Annotated in this window: 15 protein-coding genes; 7 read left to right on the forward strand and 8 right to left on the reverse strand. The window is 71.8% G+C overall.

The window, feature by feature from the left end:
• The first annotated feature begins 48 nt into the window (after positions 1-48).
• A complete protein-coding gene (locus tag N865_RS01220; protein WP_051509798.1) occupies positions 49-1,701 on the forward strand; it encodes a N,N-dimethylformamidase beta subunit family domain-containing protein in 1,653 nt (550 codons plus the stop codon).
• Positions 1,702-1,774: 73 nt separating this feature from the next.
• On the forward strand, positions 1,775-2,665 hold the full coding sequence (locus tag N865_RS01225) for a DUF3097 domain-containing protein (protein WP_034800625.1): 891 nt from the start codon (positions 1,775-1,777) through the stop codon (positions 2,663-2,665).
• Positions 2,666-2,755: 90 nt separating this feature from the next.
• Here N865_RS01225 and N865_RS01230 read toward each other — a convergent pair whose 3' ends face one another.
• Both N865_RS01230 and hemW read right to left on the reverse strand, forming a co-directional pair.
• Positions 2,756-4,237 (reverse strand): aldehyde dehydrogenase family protein, encoded by a 1,482-nt coding sequence (locus N865_RS01230; protein WP_084327838.1) that lies wholly within the window; start codon positions 4,235-4,237, stop codon positions 2,756-2,758.
• Positions 4,238-4,266: 29 nt separating this feature from the next.
• Positions 4,267-5,502, reverse strand: a complete 1,236-nt coding sequence (gene hemW / locus N865_RS01235; protein ID WP_034800627.1) for a radical SAM family heme chaperone HemW — start codon at positions 5,500-5,502, stop codon at positions 4,267-4,269.
• A gap of 61 nt (positions 5,503-5,563) precedes the next feature.
• Between hemW and N865_RS01240 the strand changes: the two genes are divergently transcribed.
• On the forward strand, positions 5,564-6,298 hold the full coding sequence (locus tag N865_RS01240) for a peptidylprolyl isomerase (protein ID WP_084327839.1): 735 nt from the start codon (positions 5,564-5,566) through the stop codon (positions 6,296-6,298).
• 54 nt (positions 6,299-6,352) lie between these two features.
• On the opposite strand, the gene N865_RS01245 is transcribed toward N865_RS01240, so the two are convergent.
• The gene (locus N865_RS01245) at positions 6,353-7,603 is read right to left on the reverse strand and encodes an MFS transporter (protein ID WP_084327840.1); all 1,251 of its coding nucleotides are present in this window, start codon (positions 7,601-7,603) and stop codon (positions 6,353-6,355) included.
• 111 nt (positions 7,604-7,714) lie between these two features.
• Between N865_RS01245 and N865_RS01250 the strand changes: the two genes are divergently transcribed.
• Positions 7,715-8,527 (forward strand): tyrosine-protein phosphatase, encoded by an 813-nt coding sequence (locus N865_RS01250; protein ID WP_034800631.1) that lies wholly within the window; start codon positions 7,715-7,717, stop codon positions 8,525-8,527.
• Between the two features lie 37 nt (positions 8,528-8,564).
• Here N865_RS01250 and lepA read toward each other — a convergent pair whose 3' ends face one another.
• Positions 8,565-10,409 (reverse strand): translation elongation factor 4, encoded by a 1,845-nt coding sequence (gene lepA, locus N865_RS01255; protein WP_034800633.1) that lies wholly within the window; start codon positions 10,407-10,409, stop codon positions 8,565-8,567.
• Positions 10,410-10,547: 138 nt separating this feature from the next.
• Between lepA and N865_RS01260 the strand changes: the two genes are divergently transcribed.
• On the forward strand, positions 10,548-11,672 hold the full coding sequence (locus N865_RS01260) for a M48 family metallopeptidase (protein ID WP_245603621.1): 1,125 nt from the start codon (positions 10,548-10,550) through the stop codon (positions 11,670-11,672).
• Between the two features lie 41 nt (positions 11,673-11,713).
• On the opposite strand, the gene N865_RS01265 is transcribed toward N865_RS01260, so the two are convergent.
• Positions 11,714-12,919: an MFS transporter gene (locus tag N865_RS01265; RefSeq protein WP_034800635.1), complete on the reverse strand. Its 1,206-nt coding sequence runs from the start codon at positions 12,917-12,919 to the stop codon at positions 11,714-11,716.
• A gap of 91 nt (positions 12,920-13,010) precedes the next feature.
• On the opposite strand from N865_RS01265, the gene N865_RS01270 reads away from it, so the two are divergent.
• Complete coding sequence (locus N865_RS01270; protein ID WP_034800767.1) at positions 13,011-13,547, forward strand: type II toxin-antitoxin system PemK/MazF family toxin; 537 nt, start codon at positions 13,011-13,013, stop codon at positions 13,545-13,547.
• Between the two features lie 94 nt (positions 13,548-13,641).
• Here the strand turns inward: N865_RS01270 and rpsT are convergent, their stop codons facing one another.
• Both rpsT and holA read right to left on the reverse strand, forming a co-directional pair.
• Positions 13,642-13,902: a 30S ribosomal protein S20 gene (gene rpsT / locus N865_RS01275; protein WP_034800637.1), complete on the reverse strand. Its 261-nt coding sequence runs from the start codon at positions 13,900-13,902 to the stop codon at positions 13,642-13,644.
• A gap of 278 nt (positions 13,903-14,180) precedes the next feature.
• Positions 14,181-15,140 (reverse strand): DNA polymerase III subunit delta, encoded by a 960-nt coding sequence (gene holA, locus N865_RS01280; protein WP_034800770.1) that lies wholly within the window; start codon positions 15,138-15,140, stop codon positions 14,181-14,183.
• A 67-nt stretch (positions 15,141-15,207) separates the two neighbouring features.
• On the opposite strand from holA, the gene N865_RS01285 reads away from it, so the two are divergent.
• A complete protein-coding gene (locus tag N865_RS01285; protein WP_034800639.1) occupies positions 15,208-16,200 on the forward strand; it encodes a prohibitin family protein in 993 nt (330 codons plus the stop codon).
• 143 nt (positions 16,201-16,343) lie between these two features.
• Here the strand turns inward: N865_RS01285 and N865_RS01290 are convergent, their stop codons facing one another.
• Positions 16,344-16,661, reverse strand: coding sequence for a DUF2853 family protein (locus N865_RS01290; RefSeq protein WP_034800641.1), 318 nt, complete (start codon positions 16,659-16,661; stop codon positions 16,344-16,346).
• Positions 16,662-16,753: the final 92 nt, after the last annotated feature.

A 16,753-nucleotide genomic window follows, 5' to 3' on the forward strand; every position in this document is an offset into this window, starting at 1 on the left:
TCGACATCGCACAGGAGGCTTTGCACTTCGACGGCTAGCCTGCCGGCCATGCCAGCGCACCAGGACCCGACGACCCGCATGACCGCCGTCTTCCTCGCGCTGGCGGGCATCGTCGGTGCCGCTGTGCTCGTGGTGGCCCACGTGGCGGGGGCCGGAACGCGCCAGGTCCACGCGGACGCGCCGACCGCCACCGCGGGGCACGCCGGCCCCACCGCGTCCGCGACGGACGGCACAGTCCCGGCCGAGTGGGTCCGCGCGGAGAACGCTCGACCCGGCACCCGGGACTGGCAGATCCCCCTGAGCAAGGTTGCGACGAGCGACCAGCTGACCGGCTTCTCGGACGCTGCGACGGCGCGCCCGGGGGCGACGGTGCGGCTCTACGTCAGCTCGGTCTCCCCACAAGTCCAGGTGCGGGCCTACCGCGTCGGGAGCTACGGGGGCAGCCACGGGCGGCTCGTCTGGTCGTCCGACCCCGTCGCGACGACCGTGCAGCCGCCCGCCGTCACCGACCCACAGACCCGGATGGTCCACGCGCCCTGGACACCGACGACGTCCTTCTCCACCACCGGCTGGCCGGAGGGTCTCTACCTGCTCAAGCTGACCGGCATCGGCGGTCGCGCCGACGGCCTGCAGCACTACGTGACGCTGGTCCTGCACTCCGCCACGACCCGTGGCCGGCTCGCGTTCGTGAGCGCCACCACGACGCAGACGGTCTACAACCCCTGGGGCGGCCGGTCGCTCTACGGAGGGGGAGCCGGCGACGACTTCGGTGAGCGCTCCTACGTCTCGAGCATGGACCGCCCGCTCGACGGCGACGGGATCCGCAAGCTCGGCCAGTACGAGCTCGGGCCGGTCTGGCTGGCCGAGTCCCTCGGGCTCGACCTGGCCTACCTCGCCTCGGCCGACCTCGAGCGTCCCGGCATCCTCGACGGCGCCCGGGGGGTCGTCAGCCTCGGCCACGACGAGTACTGGACCGTTGCGATGCGACACGACGTCGAGGCCGCTCGCGCCTCGGGGACCAATGTCGCCTTCCTCGGGGCCAACGCGGCCTACTGGCGGATCCGCTTCGAGGACAGCCCGCTGGGCCCCGACCGCGTCGTCGTCGGCTACAAGGATGCCGGGCTGGATCCGCTCGCGGCCCGGGACCCACAGCAGGCGACCGTGAAGTTCCGCAGCGAGCCCGCGGCCGACCCCGAGAACTCCTTCACCGGGATGTTGTACGAGTGCTTCCCCGCCGTCGGTGACTACGTCGTGACCGACCCCACCTTCGCGCTGTTCGCGCACACGGGGGTCCAGGCCGGCACGCGCATCCCGGGGCTGATCGGCTCGGAGATCGACCGGGCCTACCCCATCGCCGGAACGCCGCGCACCCTGCAGGTCGTGGCTCACTCCCCTGCGCGGTGTGGAAAGTCGGGCCGGACGTTCTCCGACTCGGTCTACTTCACCTCAGCGAGCGGGGCGGGCACCTTCTCGACGGGCACGATGGCGTGGGCGATCGCCCTCCGCGGCCCGGTGAAGCGACTGGGCATCTCGCAGCAGACGGTCGACTTCACCCGCCAGGTGACGACCAACCTGTTCGAGGCCATGGCCGCGGGGCCCATGGCTCGCACGATCGTCGCCGTACCCAACCTCGCGGCCCTCCATGAGTCCCGGTCCACCCGCACCGGTACCGGTGGGCCCGTGGCGACACCTTCCGACTGACTCGGGTCCCGCGCCCCGCGTGGCGCGGGCTCTGGGCGCGCGCCGCGGCATACCCTCTTTGACCGTGCCTCCCATGTCCCCGCCCCCTGTCGACCGCTACGGCCCAGATGTGCTCTCCGGCGACTGGAAGGTGCCCCCACGCGGCCGCTCCGTCGAGGTCGCGGCCGAGCCCGACCTCGTCGTCGAGGACGTGGAGACCGGCTGGGTCGGGGCGGTCGTGCGCGTCGAGAAGGCGGGCGGCATGCATGTCGTCCACCTCGAGGACGCCCGAGGTCGCACGAAGGCCTTCCCGCTCGGGCCGGGCTTCCTCATCGACGGCCGGCCCGTCACGCTGACGCCGCCGAAGGCTGCAGCGACCGCAGCGCTCACCGCCGTCCGCGCCGCCACCGCGCGAACGGCGAGCGGCTCGGTCGCCGTCCACGGGGCGGCGGCGCGGGTCGCGAGCGGGTCGCGGATCTACGTCGAGGGCCGCCACGACGCTGAGCTCGTCGAGAAGGTGTGGGGCGACGACCTGCGGGTCGAGGGCGTCGTCGTCGAGATGATGGACGGCGTCGACGACCTCGCGGCGATCATCGCCGCGTTCCGACCGGGGCCGGGGCGGCGGCTCGGCGTCCTCGTCGACCACCTCGTCCCCGGCACGAAGGAGGCGCGGATCGTCGAGCAGGCGCGCTCGCTCCCCGCGTTGGCGCCGCACGTGCGGATCCTCGGCCACCCGTTCGTCGACGTGTGGCAGTCGGTGCGACCGGCTCGCCTCGGGTGGGAGCGCTGGCCGGTCATCCCGCGTGGGACGTCGTGGAAGCACGGGATCTGCGCCGAGCTGGGCTGGGCCCACGACACGCAGGCCGACATCGCCAACGCCTGGAAGCGGATCCTCGGGACCGTCCGCACGTACGCCGACCTCGAGCCCTCCCTCCTCGCGAGCGTCGAGGAGCTCATCGACTTCGTCACCGAGCCGGCCGCCTGACGCCTCCGCGGCGACGGTCGTCCCCTCCGCACGCGGTGCCGAGGGGACGAGGCCGTATGCCGCCGGGCCGGGGCCGGTGCTCCCCCCGGTTCAGCGGTGCCGGGCCCGCGTCACGACGTTCCGGAGGACCCGGCGCTGGAAGGTCGTGAACGGCGGGTAGACGAAGGCTGTCGTGTCCGGCCGGGTCGCCTGACGCAGCACCGGCTTGGCGTGGGTGAAGGTCTCGATCGACCGCTTCCCGTGGTAGCTGCCCATGCCGCTCGCGCCGACGCCGCCGAACGGCAGGTCGGGCACGCCGAGGTGGACGACGGGCACGTTGACGTTGAGCGCCCCCGACGAGGTGTCGCGCACGAAGCGGTTCATCGTCTGGGCGCGCTCGGTGAAGACGTAGAGGGCGAGCGGCTTGTCGCGGTCGTTGATGATCTCGATGGCCTCGTCGACCCCGCTCACCTCGACGAGCGGCAGGACGGGACCGAAGATCTCCTCCTGCATGACGGGGCTGTCGAGCGTCACCCCGTCGAGGATCGTCGGCTCGATGTAACGGGTCTCGACGTCGTGACGGCCGCCGGAGTGGACCAGATGGGGCTCGATGTGCCCCTTGACGCGGTGGAAGTGCCGCTCGTTGACGATCCGGCCGTACGACTCGGACACGGACGGGTCGGCGCCGTAGAACTCCTCGATGGCCGCGACGAGATGGGGCTTGAGGGCGTCGAGGACCGGCCGGGTGCCGAGGACGTAGTCGGGCGCGACGCAGGTCTGGCCGGCGTTGGTGAACTTCCCCCAGACGATGCGTCGGGCCGCGACCTCGAGGTGCGCCCCCTCGTCGACGAACGTGGGCGACTTGCCGCCGAGCTCGAGCGTGACGGGGGTCAGGTGCTTGGCGGCGGCCTCGAGCACCACTCGCCCGACCGCGCCGTTGCCCGTGTAGAAAATGTGGTCGAAGGGCTCCGCGAGCAGGGCGGTCGTCTCCTCCACGGCGCCCTCGACGACGTGGACGGCCGCCCGGTCGAGATGCTCGGGGATGAGCCGGGCGAGCTCCGCCGAGGTCGCCGGGGCCAGCTCGCTCGGCTTGAGGACGACGGCGTTGCCGGCCGCGATGGCGCCGACGAGAGGGGCGAGGAGCAGCTGGAGCGGGTAGTTCCACGGGGCGATGACGAGGACGACGCCGAGCGGCTCGCGCACGAGCTTGGCGCGGGCGGGAGCCATCCACAGCGGCACGCTGACCCGACGGGGCCGCAGCCACGTCCGGAGGTGGCGCAGGGTGTGGTCGATCTCGTTGACGACGAAGCCGATCTCGGTGAGCCACGCCTCGTCGGTGCTCTTGGCGAGGTCGGCCCGGAGGGCGGCCGCGAGCTCGAGCTCGTGGTCGATGAGCATGCGCCGGAGCGAGCGGAGCTGCGTCTCGCGCCAGGCGTAGGGCTTGGTCACGCCGCTCCGGAAGGCGTCGCGGGCCGTGGCCACCACCGCAGCCGGGGCCGCCTTGGCGGCGGGAGGCGTAGTGGGAGGCGTGGTGGGAGGCGTGGTGGAGTGCTGGGTTGGGTCGGTCTGCGACCCGTTCGTCACGGCGGTCATGGTGCTCCTCAGCGGGCGGTCGTGGTGGTTCAGGCGGCGAGCAGGCGGTGCACGACGGTGTCGGCGAGCAGGCGGCCCCGTCTGGTCAGGACGAGCCGGCCGCCGCCCACCGCTGCGGCCCCCTCGACGAGCCCCTCGGCGATGAGGCCGGCCACGGCCGCGCGCGCCGATCCTCGCAGATCGCCGAGCGGAAGCCCGTCGACGAGCCGGGAGCCGAGCAGGACGCGCTCGTCGTAGCGCTGCTCGTCGGTCAACGTCTCGCGAGCGTGGGCCGGCGAGGCCCCGGAGGCGAGCCGAGCGGCATACGCGCTCGGGTGCTTGACGTTCCACCACCGGACGCCGCCGACGTGGCTGTGGGCGCCGGGGCCGATGCCCCACCAGTTCGTCCCGGCCCAGTAGGCGACGTTGTGCCGGCAGCGGTTGCGCGGAGAGCGGGCCCAGTTGCTCACCTCGTACCAGCCGAAGCCGGCCTCGGAGAGCATCGCGTCGGCGAGCTCGTACTTGTCGGCCTCGTCGTCGTCCTCCGGGGCGGGCACGACGCCGCGGCGGACCTGGGCGGCGAGCTTGGTCCCCTCCTCGACGACGAGCGCGTAGGCGGAGACGTGGTCGGGCTCGAGGGCGATGGCCGCCTCGAGGCTGCGCCTCCAGTCGTCGAGCGACTCCCCCGGCGTGCCGTAGATGAGGTCGATGCTGACCTGCATTCCGGCGTCGCGGGTCGCGGCGACAGCCTTGGCGACGTTGGCCGGGTCGTGGGTCCGCTCGAGGGTGCGCAGCACGTGCGGAACGGCCGACTGCATCCCGATCGAGACGCGGGTGTAGCCGCCCTGGGCGAGCTCGGCGAGCGACTGCGGCGTCACGGAGTCGGGGTTGGCCTCGGTCGTCACCTCCGCGCCGGGCGCGAGGCCGAACCGATCCCGTATGCCGCCCAGGACCGTGACGAGGTCGGCTGACCTCAGCATCGTCGGAGTCCCACCGCCGACGAATACCGTTGCCACGGACGGGGCCTCGTCGCCGAGGACGGTGCGGGCGAGGTCCAGCTCGCGGAGGGCGGCCTCGGCGTACGAGTCGACGCCGATCGCGGCGCCCGGCCCGCCGAGCTCGGTCAGCGTGTAGGTGTTGAAGTCGCAGTAGCCGCACCGGACCGTGCAGAACGGGACGTGGACGTAGACAGCCAGGTCGGTCGTCGGCACGGTGGCGAGGGCTCCCGATGGCAGCTCGCCCGACTCGGGGGCGGGGTCGCCGTCGGGGAGGGCGGAGGGCGGCATACCTCGATTGTCTCAGGCTGGAGGGGCAGCCACGGACACGGACGCGGCCTACGCTCGGCGCATGAGCGTTCCTGCTCCGGGGGACGAGGCGCCGGGCGCGGCCCGGTCGGTGCGCGCCGCGGTCGTCCTCCTCGTCGCGATCGCCGTCGCGGCGCTGGTCTGGCTCGCGGTGACCTTCACCGCGCGCGGCCCGCAGCCCGTCGCCGCGCCGACGACGGGCTGCGCATCCCCGCCCCCGCCGAGGACGAGCATCCCGCGCTTCTCGGCTCCCGGGCCGTCCGCGGCCGCGGCCGCCGTGGGGACGTGGGGCGCCACCCTGCACACGACGTGTGGTGACGTCGGGCTCGAGCTCGACGGCACGGACGCCCCGCGCACCGTCGCGTCGTTCGTCCAGCTCGCACGGGGCGGCTACTGGACCGACAGCGCGTGCAACCGCCTGACGAGCTACCTCTCGCCGACTGCGTTCCTCCAGTGCGGCGACCCCACGGACCGCAGGGCCGGAGACCCGGGCTACGGCCTGGCCGCGGAGAACGTGCCGCCCGGCGGCCGGTACGCCCGCGGGACCGTCATCATGGGCCGGGGTGGCGGGCTCGACACGACCTCGGGCGAGTTCGCCATCGTCTACCGCGACTTCACCGTGCGACCGGGCGACCCGGTCTACCCCGTCTTCGGGCGGGTCCTGACCGGGATGGAGGTCGTCGACGCGATCGCCGCCCGCGGGGGCGAGGACACGAGGCCGGACGGCAGACCGTTCCGGTCGATCAGCATCCGCTCGATCGACGTCGCCCGGCGCTGATCGCGAGGGCCGCACGTCGCCGAGACCGCCCGTGGGCCCTCCCCGGACTGCGCATCAGCCCGAGTGGGTCGTTACGCCGTAGCGGGCCCGGGACGCGAGCGCCCACCGGGCGGCCGGCACGGACACGAGCGCGATGCCGACCATGATCCCGGCGAGCATGTACCAGCCGCGCTCACCCTGGTCGACACAGAAGAACGTGACGATCGGCGGGCCGATGACGGCCATGATGCTGAAGCCGAGGCCGGCGAAGCCCTGGTACTGACCCTGCCGCTCGTGGGGGGCGAGACCCATCTGGAGACCCCACTGCCCGCCCGAGCCGATCATCTCGCCGACGACGTGGACGAGCGAGCCGGCCACGAGAGCAGCGACGGCGAACCACGCGCCGCCGCGGTCGGCCAGGCCGACGACCGCGAACCCGCCCGCGATCCAGCAGGCGCCGCGGACGAGCGCCCTCGCCCCCGCTTCGACGGAGTCGGCCCGCCGCGACAGGCGCACCTGGAAGAGCGCGACCATGGCCGTGTTGATGATGAGCAGGACCGCGACCATGACGGTCGGAGCCTCGGTGTGCTTCGAGATGTAGAGGGCGAGACCGAGCTCCATGACGAAGAAGTGCAGCGAGAAGAGCCCGGTGATCGCCGCGATGACGACGTAGGGGACGTCGCGAAGGACCGCGAGGCGCGGCTCGCCCTCCTCCCGCGGGTGGGCCGGCAGGTGCGGGAGCCGGGTCGTGTTCCACGCGGCGAAGCCCGTGAAGACGGCGTTGAGGAAGAAGACGGCGACGTAGGCCCACGTCTCGTCGATGATCAGGGCGGCGCCGCCGAAGACGGAGCCGAGGCCGAGGGCGGTGTTGGTCACGGCCCGGAGGTACGCCTTGAAGAGGACGCCCCGGCCTCCGGTCGCGAGCTGGGCGATGACGCCCTGGTTGACCGCTCCGGCCGAGCGCTCGAAGGCGGCGAGCAGGCCGAGGAGCAGGGCGAGCATCCAGGGAGTGCGGGCGAAGACGGGGGGCGCGCTGAAGAGGGCCGCGCCGGTCATGAACATCATCAGGACCTCGCGCGGGCCCCTGATGTCGCCGAGCTGGCCGGCCGGCATCTGGACGACGATGCCGACGACGGCGGACACCGACATCGCGAGCGCTACCTGGGTCGCCGTGAAGCCGACCTGGCGGGTGAAGTAGAGGGCGCTCGTCGTCATCACGGCCCCGGCACCGAAGCGGTTGGCGAAGGAGCCGAGGGCGAGGATCCGCAGGTCTCGGTCGATCGGAATCCCCCGCCTCGTCAGCGGTTCGGCCACCTGTGTGCTCATCCTGTCCCCTGTCGTCCGTGCCGTTCCGGCCCGATTATCTCGACGTCAAGATATACGACGGTTCCCATGATCGTGCAACCGGGTTTCGGTGAGCTCACGTAAGGTCGAGGGGTGCACCAACCGAACTGGATCGAGCTCGCGGGCGTCGTCAACATGCGGGACCTCGGCGGCATCACCACCGAGAGCGGCGAGGTCGTGCGGCCCCGGCGCCTGCTCCGGTCCGACAACCTGCAGGACCTCACCCCCGAGTCCGTACGCACCCTCCTCGAGACGTATGCCGTCACCGACGTCGTCGACCTGCGCACCCACGTCGAGGTGGCCAAGGAAGGCGCCGGACCGCTTCGTGGGATCGCCTCCGTGCGACACCACCACCTGACGCTCTACCGCGAGGACACCGAGGAGTCCGGGATCCCGGCCGCCGAGCGCGCCCTGCCGTGGGAGACCGACGAGCGCCGCGCCGCCGCCGAGGCGGCCGAGCACCGGCCGGGCCACGACGAGTACTGGTCGGAGCACTACCTGTCCTACCTCGCCACGCGCCCCGACTCGGTCGTCGCGGCCCTGCGCGCCGTCGCGCACAGCGAGGGCGCGGTCGTCGTCCACTGCGCTGCGGGCAAGGACCGCACCGGCACGATCGTCGGTCTGGCGCTCAAGGTCGTCGGGACGCCCGACGAGGTCGTCATGGCCGACTTCGCCGCCTCGGCCGAACGCGTCGCCGCGATCATGGAGCGGCTCCGAGCCCGGCCGGCATACGCCGAGAACCTCGCCGGCAAGACCGTCGCCCAGCAGTCGCCCCAGCCCGACACGATGCGTCTGCTCCTCGCTGCGTTGGAGCGCCACTACGGCGGCGTGCACGGCTGGCTCGGCGGCCACGGGTGGACGCCCGCGGACACCGAGCGGCTGCGCCGCAAGCTCCTCGCCGACTAGCGCCGCACGCCTCGGTCGGGAAGGGCTGCGGGTCCGGCTACTTCTTCGCCTTGTCGCCCGCGCTGTCGCTCGAGAGCGCGGCGATGAACGCCTCCTGGGGGACCTCGACGCGGCCGACCATCTTCATCCGCTTCTTGCCCTCCTTCTGCTTCTCGAGGAGCTTGCGCTTACGGCTGATGTCGCCGCCGTAGCACTTGGCAAGCACGTCCTTGCGGATCGCGCGGATGTTCTCGCGGGCGATGATCCGCGAGCCGATGGCCGCCTGGATCGGGACCTCGAACTGCTGGCGCGGGATGAGGTCCTTGAGCTTGCTCGCCATCATGACGCCGTAGGCGTAGGCCTTGTCCTTGTGGACGATGGCCGAGAACGCGTCGACCGTCTCGCCCTGGAGGAGGATCTCGACCTTGACGAGGTCGGCGACCTGCTCCCCGTCGGGCTCGTAGTCGAGCGAGGCGTAGCCCCGGGTCCGCGACTTCAGCTGGTCGAAGAAGTCGAAGACGATCTCGGCGAGCGGCAGGGTGTAGCGCATCTCGACGCGGTCCTCGGAGAGGTAGTCCATGCCGCGCAGGTTGCCGCGCTTCTGCTGGCAGAGCTCCATGATCGCTCCGACGAACTCGGTCGGGGCGAGGATCGTCGCGCGGACGACGGGCTCGCTCACCTCGCGGATCTTGCCGTCGGGGTACTCGCTCGGGTTGGTGACGTGGACCTGCTTGCCGTCGTCCATCGTCACGTCGTAGACGACGTTGGGCTGCGTCGAGATGAGGTCGAGCCCGAACTCCCGCTCGAGCCGCTCCCGGACGATCTCGAGGTGGAGCAGGCCGAGGAACCCGCAGCGGAAGCCGAAGCCGAGCGCGGCGGACGTCTCCGGCTCGTAGACGAGCGCGGCGTCGTTGAGCTTGAGCTTGTCGAGCGCCTCGCGCAGGTCGGGGTAGTCGGACCCGTCGATCGGGTAGAGGCCCGAGAACACCATCGGCTTGGGGTCGCGGTAGCCGCCGAGGTCCTTCGTCGCCGGCTTGCTGGCGTTGGTGACCGTGTCGCCGACGCGGGACTGGCGCACGTCCTTGACGCCGGTGATGAGGTAGCCCACCTCGCCGACGCCGAGGCCCTTGCTCGGGACGGGCTCGGGGCTGATGACGCCGATCTCGAGGAGCTCGTGCGTCGCCTTCGTCGACATCATGACGATCCGCTCGCGCGGGTTGAGGTTGCCGTCGACGACGCGGACGTAGGTGACGACGCCGCGGTAGGTGTCGTAGACGGAGTCGAAGATCATCGCGCGGGCCGGGGCGTCGGGGTTGCCGACCGGCGCGGGGAGCTTGGCCACGATCGTGTCGAGGAGCGGCTCGACACCCGCGCCCGTCTTGCCGGAGACCCTGAGGCAGTCCTCCGGCTCGACGCCGATGAGCTTGGCCAGCTCCTCGGCATACTTCTCGGGCTGTGCGGCCGGCAGGTCGATCTTGTTGAGGACGGGGATGATCGTGAGGTCGTTCTCCATCGCCAGGTAGAGGTTGGCGAGGGTCTGCGCCTCGATGCCCTGCGCGGCGTCGACGAGCAGGACCGCGCCCTCACACGCGGCGAGGGAGCGCGAGACCTCGTACGTGAAGTCGACGTGGCCGGGCGTGTCGATCATGTTGAGGGCGTAGGTCGTGCCGTCGACCTCCCACGGCATGCGCACGGCCTGGCTCTTGATCGTGATGCCGCGCTCGCGCTCGATGTCCATCCGGTCGAGGTACTGCGCGCGCATGGCGCGCGCGTCGACGACGCCCGTCAGCTGGAGCATGCGGTCGGCGAGGGTCGACTTGCCGTGGTCGATGTGCGCGATGATGCAGAAGTTGCGGATCAGCTCGGGCGGCGTCGCGTGGGGAGCAAGCGCGGTGCGGGCCATTGGCGACACGGTGGGACGAACCTCGCAGGTGTGGGGGTGGTGACAGGACGAACGATCAGGACAGTCTCCCACGCTTTTTCCGTATGCCGCTCACCGCCCTCCGCGCCCCAGGCGGGCTCCTGCCCCACAATGTTCCCCATGCGCGCGCAACCGATGCAGATCCTTCCCGTGCCGGCAGGATCCCACCTGCCCATGCGGCGCGTGGTCCGCCACCCGCGCGAGATCCTCAGCCTCGTCGTCGCGATCCTCGCCTCGGTCGTGCTCCTCGTCATGGCGATCTCCGAGGTCTCCGCGGCGCTGACCGAGGACCGCGACCCCAACGTCTACGCCGTGGCCCTCATCGGCGCGCCCGTCCTCATCTGGTTCGCCCGCGGCCAGCTCTGGGCCCAGGAGCGACTCCGCGGCATCAAGGTGACGCCGGAGCAGTTCCCGGAGGCGTTCGAGATGCTCGTCGATGCCGCCGGCAGGTCGGGCCTGTCCTTCGTCCCCGACGCCTACGTCGTCATCGGCAACGGGGTCATCAACGCGTCGGCCTCGGGTCATGGGTTCCGCCGGTTCGTCATGATCAACAGCGACCTGTTCGAGGTCGGCGGGTCCGCGCGGGAGCCCGAGGCCCTCCGCTTCGTCATCGCCCACGAGGTCGGGCACATCGCCGCCGGCCACACGAGCTACTGGCGCGTCCTCGGCACGGTCGCCGCGCAGTGGATCCCGGTCGTCGGGTCGACCCTCAGCCGCGCGCAGGAGTACACCGCCGACAACTACGGCCACGCGCTCGCCCCCGAGGGCGCACGCTCGGCGATGACGACGCTCGCCGCCGGCAAGTACCTCGGCCGGTCCGTCGACGCCGACGCGATGGCCGACCGGGCCGTCACCGAGCCGGGCTTCTTCGTGTGGGTGTCCAACGCGACCTCCTCACACCCCGCCCTGCTCTGGCGCATGCACGCACTGCGCGACCGGCGCCGCCCGGGACGCCTGCTCTGGCGGCCGCGGGAGCAGTGGCTCTGGCGCGAGCCCGTGGAGCCCGGCTCGTACCGGATCCCGGCCATGGTCGGGTTCGCCCCGACGGCCCGGTCGATCGCCGCGGTCCCACCCGGACGGACCCCCGACGCCCCCGCGCCGGAGCGGTCGCCCGTCTACGCGACCGCCGTGGACGGGATCGCAGCGGGCGCGCACGAGACCCCGGCCGCGACCGGTCGAGACTGGGACGCGCCGGGCCCCGGACGCTACGCGCCGCCCGGCGAGTCCGCCGTGGACGGCACCTGACGACTCACTGGTGGACCGTAGGTCGTGACGGGAGCAGAGTCTCAGGCGGCGACGAGCTCCTGCTCACCGCGCACCGCAGTGCGCGTGCGCCGCTCGAGGACGGCCGACAGGACGGCGACCCCCACCCCGAGGACGGCGAGGACGGCACCGACGAGGCTCGGCGCGCCGTAGCCCCACCCGAGCGTGAGGACCACCGAGCCGAGCCACGCGCCCAGGGCGTTGGCCGTGTTGAGCGTCGAGTGGTTGAGCGCGGCGGCGAGGGACTGCCCTTCGTGGGCGACGTCCATGAGCCGGGTCTGGAGGAGCGGCACGAGGATCGAGGGCACCAGCCCGAGGAGGAAGACCATCACGACGGCGAGCCAGAGGACGTGCGCGGCCGGCCCGAAGACGGCGAGGAGTGCCGCGATGAGCCCGAGGGAGGCGATGATCCCGCGCAGGATGCCGTAGCGGGCGACTCGGCCCGAGAGGACCATGCCGGCGACCATGCCGATCCCGTAGGCCGCGAGGACCCAGGGGATGTACCTCTCGTCGAGGCCGGCGAGGTCGGTCATCGTCGGGGTGATGTAGGAGTACATCGCGAACATGCCGCCGAAGCCGACCGTGCCGATGAGCAGGGCGAGCCAGACCTGCGGGCGACGCAGGGCCCGCAGCTCGGTCCGCATGGACTCCTCGCCGTTGGCGGGTTGGTGCGGCATCCACGTGGCGATTGCGAGGACCGTGAGTGCGGCGATGAGCCCCACGGCGACGTAGGGCGCGTGCCACGAGACGCGCTGGCCGAGGACGGTGGCGACGGGAACGCCGACGACGTTGGACACGGCGAGGCCGCCGAGGATCATGGCCACCGCGGCGGTGCGCCGCTCGTGCGGGACGAGCGAGGCCGCGACGACCGAGCCGATCCCGAAGAAGGCACCGTGCGGGATCCCCGCGAGGAAGCGGGCGCCCATCACGGTGGCATAGCTGTTGGCGGCCAGGATGGCGAGGTGGGCGACGGCGAAGAAGGCCATGAGTCCCATGAGCAGGCCCTTGCGCGGCACCCTCGCGGCGACCACGGCGATGAGGGGCGCACCGACGACGACGCCGAGGGCGTAGGCCGAGACGTAGTGACCCGCTGTGGCGATGCTGACGCCGGTCCCGGCGGCGATCTGCGGGAGTAGCCCCATGGTGACGAACTCGGTCGTGCCGATGGCGAAGCCCCCGATGGCGAGGGCGAGGATGGCGTAGGTGGCGCGGTGCTTCGAGGGGATCAAGGGGCTCGACTCCGGGTCGTGGGCGTGGCGGCGGATCGCCGTCGACCCGGATGAGACCCCGATTCTATCGGCGCCTCGCTACCGTGACGCCATGTCGACCTCGTTCGAGCGCCTGCTCGGCGGCCTGCGCCGCCTGCTCCGCCCCTCCGGCACCGTCACGACCTCTCGGAGCACCCGCACTGCCCCACCTCCCGGCAGGGGCGCCCCGACCGGGGTCGCGCCGTATCCCGGGGACGCGACGTCGTTGCCCGACACGACCTATGCGCCCCGCCGCGACGGCGAGGCAGACCCTGGAGAGATCGTCTGGACGTGGGTCCCGTACGAGGAGGACCACACCCAGGGCAAGGACCGGCCGGTCCTCGTCATCGGCCGCGAGGGCGGATGGCTCGTCGTGCTCCCCCTGACGAGCAAGGACCACGACCGTGACGAGCGCCAGGAACGCGCCTCAGGCCGCGAGTGGGTCGACATCGGGGCCGGCCCGTGGGACCGTCAGGGTCGCCCGAGCGAGGTGCGGGTCAACCGGCTCGTCCGGGTGGCTCCCGACTCGATCCGGCGCGAGGGCGCCGTCCTGCCCAGGGCCCGCTACGACGAGGTCATCGCGGCCGCGCGGGCGCACCGTCGCCGCTGACCGGTCCGCGGGGCGCGACGGATCCCGGAACGCCGACGGGCCCGTCACCGTGAGGTGACGGGCCCGTCGGCGTTCCGGCAGCCGGTGGGGTGCGTCAGAGGGACGCAGCCTTCTTGGCCATGGCCGACTTCTTGTTGGCGGCCTGGTTCTGGTGGATGACACCCTTCGAAACGGCCTTGTCGAGCTTCTTCGAAGCGATCTTGAGGGCGTCGGAGGTCGCCTCCTTGTCGCCCGAGGCAGCAGCCTCGCGGAACTTCCGGATCCAGGTGCGGAGCTCGCTCTTGACGGCCTTGTTGCGCTCGGTGCGCTTGGCGTTCGTCTTGATGCGCTTGAGCTGCGACTTGATGTTTGCCACGTTGGGGTTTCTTTCTTGGTCGGGATATCTGCCGTTAGAGGGCGGCAAAGCTGCTCGGGACCGGGCGTGGGGCACCCTGCGTGAGCGGCTCTGGGTGGTGCATGCATGCGCGCACGACCTGAGCGCGCACGCAAGGGTCAAAGTTACCAGCGGCGCGGTCACCGGACCAAACCGGCCCGGATGCCCGGCCGGCGCTCCCCCGCGCCCGTATGCCGTCCTGCCGGGTTCGCGACCGCGCTCCGGTCAGCGCCCGCTCCGCGACGCGCCCCGCGCCGGTGTCACCGGGCGCCCCGCGCGCGGGTGATGGTGAGGATCGCCCGCTCGACGGCATACACGGGGTCGCGCCCGCCCCCCTTGACTTCGAAGTCGGCCGCGGCAACGGCCTGGACGGCGACGGCGAGGCCCTCGGCGCTCCAGTGACCGATCGAGCGGCGTGCCTTGTCGACCTGCCAGGGGGCCATGCCGAGGGACCTGGCCAGCTGGGCGGAGCTGCCGCGTCCGGCCGAGCCGACCTTGATCAGCTGGCGCAGCTGCGCGGCGAGGACCGCGACGATCGGGACCGGGTCGACGCCCGTGGCGATGGCGTGGCGGAGGAGCCGCAGCGCCTCGCCCTGCTGCCCGGCGACCGTCGCGTCGGCGACCCGGAAACCCGTCGCCTCGACCTTGCCGCCGTGGTAGACGTCGACCACGGCGTCGTCGACGACGCCCTCGGTGTCGGCGATGAGCTGGGAGGACGCGGACGCGAGCTCGCGGACGTCCTTGCCCACGGCCTCGACGAGCGCCCGCACGCCCTCGCCGGTGATCTTGCGCCGGGCGCTCGAGAACTCCTTCATGACGAAGTCGCTCTTGTCGCGGTCGGTCTTGATCGCCGGACACTCGACCGTGTGCGCGCCGAGCCGCTTCATCGTGTCGAGGACCTTCTTGCCCTTCATCCCGCCACCGTGCGTCACGACGAGGCTGACGTCGGGCGCCGGATCCGCGAGCAGGGCGAGCAGGTCGAGCTGCAGCTCGTCGGACGCCTCGTGCAGGTCGCGCACGACCAGGCACTTGGACCCGCCGAACAGCGACGGGCTCGCGTGCATGAGCAGGGCCCCCGCCTCGTAGGTCGCCGCGTCGAGGCGGATCACCTCGGCGCCTGCGGCCCGCGCCTCCGCAAGGGTGCTCGTGATCGCCCGGTCGACGAGGATCTCCTCGGGTCCGCTGACGAGGACGAGCGAGGGAACGGGTGCGGGCGCCATGACGTCAACCTTGCCACGCGCGCCCGACACCGCGGCGCCACCCCGACCCGTCCGAAAGCGATGGTCCATGTTCTCGCTCGTGCTCGCCCTGCTGCTCCTCGTCGCCGGCATCATCCTGCTCCGGCTCGGGGACCACCCGCGGCGGCTCTCCCGCCTCGCCCCCATCCCCCTCGTCCTCGCCTTCGTCGTGGTGGGCGCTGCCTCCTTCTATCGGCTCGACGCAGGTGAGGCGGCCGTGACGAAGACGTTCGGCACCGTCGGCGACGAGGTCATCAGCGCGACGGGCATCCATGCCAAGGCGCCGTGGCAGGACCTCATCACCTTCGACATCCGCAACCAGACCATCTCCCTCGCCGACGACGAGGGCGGACGGGTCCCGACGGTGACGAGCGACAACGCGACCGTCGCCTACGACGTGACGATCCGCTACTCCATCAACCCGGGCAAGCTCCCGGAGATCATCCGCCAGTACCCCGACCAGGACGCCTTCATCGCGCGGGCCGTCCTGCCCGGCGTCTCCTCGGTGACCCGTGACGCCCCGACGACGTTCACGGCTGCGACCGTGCGCCAGTCCCGGTCGCAGCTCGCCCTGCGCATCACCGAGGGTCTGGAGAAGCGCCTCGGCGAGGTCGGCGTGACGGTGGAGCAGGTCGACCCGCGGGCCATCAGCCTCGACCAGAGCGTCCAGGCCAACTACGACAAGGTCCAGAGCTCGCTCGCCAACGCCGAGGCCGCCAAGGCCGACCTTCAGACGGCGCTCGCCAAGGCCGAGATCACCAAGACCGAGGCCCAGGCGACGTCCGACGCCGACCAGATCATCCGCTGCGGCGCCACCTCGACCCAGGTCAAGGAGGTCATCAACGGCAAGGAGGTCACGGCCGTCAAGGTCGTGCCCGTTCCCTCCGACCGCTGCCAGAACCGGCTCAACGAGCAGGTGCTCATGAGCAAGTACATCGACATGCTGAAGGACCACGGGGACGCCCTCATCGTCATCCCTCAGGGCACCTCCAACCTCATCCAGCTCCCGGCGCTGCGCGGCGCCAAGACCTCCACGCCGTGACCTTCGCGCCGTGACCCAACCCCGTGATCCGGTGGCCGCGGTCTCGGCCCGAACGACCCACGACACGCATGGACGACGACGACGGAGGGGACGGCGAGAGCCGTCCCCTCCGGCGTCAAGCCGGGTCTGGCCCTGCGGACCGCTCAGCCGAAGAGGGACAGCTTGCCGAAGTGGTCGGCGAGCAGGTAGTAGACGGTCACGCGGTTGCGCCGGGAGGTCCCGGCGAGCTTGGCTCCGACCGACGAGATCGCCGCGTCGAGGCTCGCGTCGTCCTCGGTCAGGCCGAGCTTCTTCTTGAGGAACGACTCGCGGACCCGGGCCAGCTCGGCCGGGTCGGAGAATGAGACGAGCGACGAGTCGGCGCTCTGGAGGGCGATGCCGCAGTGCTTGACGATCCCGGCGATGACGGTGTCGTCGGCGTCGGGAGCGTACTTCTTCACGTCTGCAGCCCAGTCAGCCATGTGTGACCTCCATGGTGTCGCGTCCCCGCCGTTGGGGACGATGAGACGAGCCTAGGGACCCAGCGCGCACCATGTCGGGTCTACGGCCTGTG

Origin of the sequence: Intrasporangium oryzae NRRL B-24470, assembly GCF_000576595.1 — a bacterium.
GTDB classification, from domain to species: domain Bacteria; phylum Actinomycetota; class Actinomycetes; order Actinomycetales; family Dermatophilaceae; genus Intrasporangium_C; species Intrasporangium_C oryzae.

What these genes read in the sequence shown, in the direction of transcription:
- N865_RS01220 (WP_051509798.1), top strand. Translation starts at nt 49, where the DNA reads ATGCCAGCGCACCAGGACCCGACGACCCGCATGACCGCCGTCTTCCTC.
- N865_RS01225 (WP_034800625.1), top strand. Translation starts at nt 1,775, where the DNA reads ATGTCCCCGCCCCCTGTCGACCGCTACGGCCCAGATGTGCTCTCCGGC.
- N865_RS01230 (WP_084327838.1), bottom strand. Translation starts at nt 4,237, where the DNA reads ATGACCGCCGTGACGAACGGGTCGCAGACCGACCCAACCCAGCACTCC.
- hemW (WP_034800627.1), bottom strand. Translation starts at nt 5,502, where the DNA reads ATGCCGCCCTCCGCCCTCCCCGACGGCGACCCCGCCCCCGAGTCGGGC.
- N865_RS01240 (WP_084327839.1), top strand. Translation starts at nt 5,564, where the DNA reads ATGAGCGTTCCTGCTCCGGGGGACGAGGCGCCGGGCGCGGCCCGGTCG.
- N865_RS01245 (WP_084327840.1), bottom strand. Translation starts at nt 7,603, where the DNA reads ATGAGCACACAGGTGGCCGAACCGCTGACGAGGCGGGGGATTCCGATC.
- lepA (WP_034800633.1), bottom strand. Translation starts at nt 10,409, where the DNA reads ATGGCCCGCACCGCGCTTGCTCCCCACGCGACGCCGCCCGAGCTGATC.
- N865_RS01260 (WP_245603621.1), top strand. Translation starts at nt 10,548, where the DNA reads ATGCGCGCGCAACCGATGCAGATCCTTCCCGTGCCGGCAGGATCCCAC.
- N865_RS01270 (WP_034800767.1), top strand. Translation starts at nt 13,011, where the DNA reads ATGTCGACCTCGTTCGAGCGCCTGCTCGGCGGCCTGCGCCGCCTGCTC.
- holA (WP_034800770.1), bottom strand. Translation starts at nt 15,140, where the DNA reads ATGGCGCCCGCACCCGTTCCCTCGCTCGTCCTCGTCAGCGGACCCGAG.
- N865_RS01285 (WP_034800639.1), top strand. Translation starts at nt 15,208, where the DNA reads ATGTTCTCGCTCGTGCTCGCCCTGCTGCTCCTCGTCGCCGGCATCATC.
- N865_RS01290 (WP_034800641.1), bottom strand. Translation starts at nt 16,661, where the DNA reads ATGGCTGACTGGGCTGCAGACGTGAAGAAGTACGCTCCCGACGCCGAC.